The 4,335-nt window shown below is 65.6% G+C and carries 5 protein-coding genes and 1 pseudogene; 2 read left to right on the top strand and 4 right to left on the bottom strand.

From position 1 onward, the window contains the following. The 4 genes from A8G00_RS23820 to thiS all read right to left on the bottom strand — a co-directional run. The coding region (locus tag A8G00_RS23820; RefSeq protein WP_103001879.1) for a CoA transferase subunit B at positions 1-626 on the bottom strand (626 nt) is incomplete at its 3' end. A gap of 1 nt (position 627) precedes the next feature. Further along, positions 628-1,461 carry a 5'-nucleotidase, lipoprotein e(P4) family gene (locus A8G00_RS23815; RefSeq protein ID WP_037483047.1) on the bottom strand — a complete coding sequence of 278 codons (834 nt, stop codon included), beginning with the start codon at positions 1,459-1,461 and terminating at the stop codon, positions 628-630. A 64-nt stretch (positions 1,462-1,525) separates the two neighbouring features. After that, positions 1,526-2,236: a CoA transferase subunit A gene (locus A8G00_RS23810; RefSeq protein WP_044661385.1), complete on the bottom strand. Its 711-nt coding sequence runs from the start codon at positions 2,234-2,236 to the stop codon at positions 1,526-1,528. 227 nt (positions 2,237-2,463) lie between these two features. Next, on the bottom strand, positions 2,464-3,489 hold the full coding sequence (gene thiS / locus A8G00_RS23805; protein WP_099185234.1) for a sulfur carrier protein ThiS: 1,026 nt from the start codon (positions 3,487-3,489) through the stop codon (positions 2,464-2,466). 110 nt (positions 3,490-3,599) lie between these two features. Here thiS and aroQ point away from each other — a divergent pair, with 110 nt between their 5' ends. Next, positions 3,600-4,040, top strand: a complete 441-nt coding sequence (gene aroQ / locus A8G00_RS23800; protein WP_025549846.1) for a type II 3-dehydroquinate dehydratase — start codon at positions 3,600-3,602, stop codon at positions 4,038-4,040. 84 nt (positions 4,041-4,124) lie between these two features. Further along, a pseudogene (locus tag A8G00_RS23795) lies at positions 4,125-4,335 on the top strand (acetyl-CoA carboxylase, biotin carboxyl carrier protein); the annotation flags it as partial.

The following is a 4,335-nucleotide window of genomic DNA, read 5'->3' as shown; positions in this document are numbered from 1 at the left end:
TAATGCGCACTGGTCTTGGCGGCGACTTCCTCCGCCGTCACGCCCGGCGCGCATTCGATGAGGCGGAACGGGCTGTCATGGTCGGGCCGCTGGAACACGCAGAGGTCGGTGACGATCATGTCGACCACATTCCTGCCCGTCAGCGGCAGGGTGCAGGCCGGGATGAACTTGGGACTGCCGTCCTTGGACGTGTGTTCCATGACGACGATGATCTTCTTGACGCCCGCGACCAGATCCATCGCGCCGCCCATGCCCTTGATCATCTTGCCCGGGATCATCCAGTTGGCGATGTCGCCATGTTCCGAAACCTCCATCGCGCCCAGCACGGTCAGGTCGATATGCCCGCCCCGGATCATCGCGAAGCTGTCGGCGCTGGAAAAATAGCAGCTCTGCGGCAATTCGCTGATCGTCTGCTTGCCCGCATTGATCAGGTCGGCATCCTCCTCCCCCTCATAGGGGAAAGGGCCGATGCCCAGCATGCCGTTCTCCGACTGCAGCGTCACTTCCACGCCATCGGGAATATGGTTCGCCACCAGCGTCGGGATGCCGATGCCCAGATTCACGTAGAAACCGTCCTGCAATTCCTTCGCCGCCCGCGCGGCCATTTCGTCACGAGTCCAGGGCATGTTATTTCTCCCCATCGGCAGGCGCGGCCCACCTCTTGTCCAGCGGAAAAACCTCGTCGAAGCCGCCCTTGAGGCCGCTTCCATAAACCGGATTGGGCAGGACGAACCAGCCATTGCCCCACATCTGCGCGATCGCCGGCTGCATGGTCGCGGCACGCCGCGCCGTCACCGGCGGTCCGCCATTGAACAGGTCCGAAAAGTCGCCCAACTGGTCGCCGCCCATGGCGATGACGCAATATCGCGCCGCGATCGTCGCCCGCCGCCCGTCCTTGCGCGATCCCATGGCGTCGTCGCCGCTCAGGAACAGCGTCTGCCCATGCACGGCATCGCCCAGACCGGCCGCCTTTATGGCGCGGACGGTCGGCTCGACATTCCCGGCGGCGCGATTGGTGTTGAACACCACCGTCACGCCCATCTGCCGCAGCGCGCGCACCATCCGGTCCGCGCCCGGAACCGGCGCGACCGCAGCTTCGCCCGTCCTTTCCCACGCATCCCAGGCGGCCGTGTCGAATCCCCTGCCCGTCCGCGCTGCATGATATTCATAGCCGATGTTGAGCATCACCGTCTCATCGACATCGAAGACGGCGGCAAGGGGCTTTGCGCCGCAGGGCACGAAGCGCGGATCGTCAAGGCCTGCGCCTTCGGCCAGGATCACGCTGTCGGCCGGGCGCGCCTTCACCTTCGCCGCGACATGCGCCAGCAAAGCCTGATAGGCCTGGAGCGAAAGCGCCGAAGCCTCCCCCGACCCATAAAGATACTGCATCCCGGCCGGGGGCGTTTCGGGCGCGACCGGAACCGCCGCCGGCCGATCGGCCGAACAGCCCGCCAACATCATCGAAACCGCCAGGCCGACAGCCCCCCTCCCACTCGCGGGAGGGGTCGGGGAAGGGCATGTCACGTCAAACCGCCTCCCTCTGGCGGACGGTGCGGAATTCGATTTTCTTGTCGTAAGGCGCTCCGACGATCATGCGCTTGACGTAGATGCCGGGCAGATGGATCGCATCGGGGTCGAGGCTGCCGGTGGGCACCACCTCCTCCACTTCCGCGACGCAGATCTTCGCCGCCGTCGCCATGGGCTGGTTGAAGTTGCGCGCCGTCTTGCGGAAGATGAGGTTGCCGCTCTCATCGGCCTTCCAGCCCTTGATGACCGCCACATCGGCGAAGATGCCGCGCTCCAATATATAATCCTGCCCGTCGAAGCTCTTCACTTCCTTGCCCTCGGCCACCGCCGTGCCCACGCCCGTCCTGGTGTAGAAGCCCGGAATGCCCGCGCCGCCCGCCCGGCAGCGTTCGGCCAGCGTGCCCTGCGGGCAGAACTCCACCTCCAGCTCCCCGGCCAGATATTGCCGCTCGAACTCCTTGTTCTCGCCCACATAGCTGGAGATCATCTTCCTGACCTGCCGCGTGCGCAGCAGCTTGCCCAGCCCCTCGCCATCTACCCCCGCATTGTTGGAGGCGATGGTCAGATCCCTGACGCCCGAATCCCGGATCGCATCGATCAGCCGCTCGGGTATCCCGCACAGACCGAACCCGCCAGCGCACAGATGCATGCCGTCGAACAGCAAACCCTCCAACGCACTCGCCGCATCGGGGTAGAGCTTGTTCACCATCGCCTGTCCTCCTGCCGGGAATCCGCCCAAGGAGATAGAAGCAACCCGGCAAAGGGTCAATTTGCTGCAACGGCGAAAGCCGCAACCCCGCCGATACCACGACAACTCCCGCGCAGGCGCTCCAATGAGGCAGGCGGCTCATGACCGCCCCGTCCCGCCCCGTTCAGACACCATCCCAACCGGGCTCCTGCCTCCGCGGGAGCATGGCGCACCCTCTTGCCAGCGCCTCAGATCAGCCCAGCCAATGGACTTGAAGGATCGGCATACATGCGCTTCGCCATCCGCCCGGCCCGATAGGCCATCCGGCCCGCCTCGACCCCGGCCTTCATCGCGGCGGCCATCAGCACCGGGTCCTTCGCCTCGGCAATGGCCGTGTTCATCAGCACGCCGGTGCAGCCCAGTTCCATCGCCTCGGCCGCTTCGGAAGCCGTCCCCACGCCCGCATCGACCAGCACCGGCAGCCGGGTCCCTTCCACGATCAGCCTTATCGTCACCCGATTCTGAATGCCCAGCCCCGACCCGATCGGTGCGCCCAGCGGCATGATCGCCACCGCGCCCGCATCCTCCAGCCGCTTCGCCGCAATGGGATCGTCCACGCAATAGACCATCGGCTTGAAGCCTTCCCTGGCCAGTATCTCCGTCGCCCGCAGCGTTTCCACCATGTCGGGATAGAGCGTCCGCGCCTCGCCCAGCACTTCCAGCTTCACCAGATCCCAACCGCCCGCCTCGCGCGCCAGGCGCAAGGTGCGGATCGCCTCCTCCCCCGTGTAGCAGCCTGCCGTATTGGGCAGATAGGTGATCTTCCGGGGATCGATGAAATCCGTCAGCATCGGCGCCTTGGGGTCCGACACATTGACCCGCCGCACCGCCACGGTGACGATCTCCGCCCCCGAAGCCGCGACGGCCGCCGCATTCTGCTCGAAATCCCTGTACTTGCCCGTGCCGACGATCAGCCGCGAACGGAAGGTCCGGCCCGCCACGGTCCAGCCATCCTCATCCACCGCCGGGACATCGCCGCCGCCCGCGACCGGATGGTCGCCGCCGCCAACGAAATGCACGATCTCCAGTTCGTCGCCATCCTCGACGCACACCTGCGCCAGCGTCGATCGCGGCACCACCTCCAGATTGCGCTCCACCGCCACCTTCTCCGGCACGAAACCCAGTTCGCTCGCCAGCTCCGCCAGCGTCATGCCCGCACGCACGCGGCGATGCTCGCCATTGATATGGATGGACACGGTTCCGTCGACGCTCAATGCTCTGTCCTGTCAAACAAGGTGTCTCGACTTGGCGCGACACGAAGGGCTAAAGATCAGCGCGCATATAGGGGCGTCGACGCCCCACCCGCAACCATAAGGGGACCGCCATGGCCGAAACGCGCAAAATCTATGTCCTGAACGGTCCCAACATCAACATGCTCGGCACGCGGGAGCCTGAAATCTACGGCTATGACACGCTGGACGACATTGCCGAGCGGATGGAGGACGCCGCCAACCGCGCCCATGTCGAGATCGATTTCCGCCAGTCCAACCATGAAGGCCATCTGATCGACTGGCTGCAGGAGGCGCATGCGGAGGGCGCGCACGCCGTCATCCTCAACGCCGCCGGCCTTACCCACAGCTCCGTCGCGCTGCACGACGCGATCAAGGCCATCACGGTCCCGGTGATAGAGGTGCACCTCTCCAACCCCCACCGGCGCGAGGAATTCCGCCACAAAAGCTATGTCGGCATGGCGGCGAAGGGGACCATCGCGGGCTTCGGCGCCCTGTCCTACATGCTCGCGCTGGAGGCGGCGCTCGAACTGTAACTCGACGCACATAAGTTGCGCTCCGGCGCAAATGCGCATAGGCGCGGGCATCGGAACACGAAATTCACCGTCCAGGGACTGAAAATGAACGACAAGGCTGAAAAGGGCGCAATGCAGGTGGACGTACAATTGGTGCGCGATCTCGCCGCGCTGCTCGACGACACCAACCTGACGGAAATCGAGGTGGAGGACGGCGACCGCAAGATCCGCGTCGCGCGCAAGGTGGGCGGCGGCGCCGTCACCTATGCGCCCCCGCCCGTCGCCGCCGCTCCGGTCGCCACGGCCGCGCCGGCCG

The sequence above is a fragment of the Sphingobium sp. SA916 genome, assembly GCF_002894065.1.
Classification (GTDB): Bacteria; Pseudomonadota; Alphaproteobacteria; order Sphingomonadales; family Sphingomonadaceae; genus Sphingobium; species Sphingobium fuliginis.
Note: the sequence above shows the minus strand (reverse complement) of the source record. Positions and strands in the feature narration are given on the sequence as shown.

What these genes read in the sequence shown, in the direction of transcription:
- A8G00_RS23815 (WP_037483047.1), bottom strand. Translation starts at nt 1,461, where the DNA reads ATGATGTTGGCGGGCTGTTCGGCCGATCGGCCGGCGGCGGTTCCGGTC.
- aroQ (WP_025549846.1), top strand. Translation starts at nt 3,600, where the DNA reads ATGGCCGAAACGCGCAAAATCTATGTCCTGAACGGTCCCAACATCAAC.
- A8G00_RS23810 (WP_044661385.1), bottom strand. Translation starts at nt 2,236, where the DNA reads ATGGTGAACAAGCTCTACCCCGATGCGGCGAGTGCGTTGGAGGGTTTG.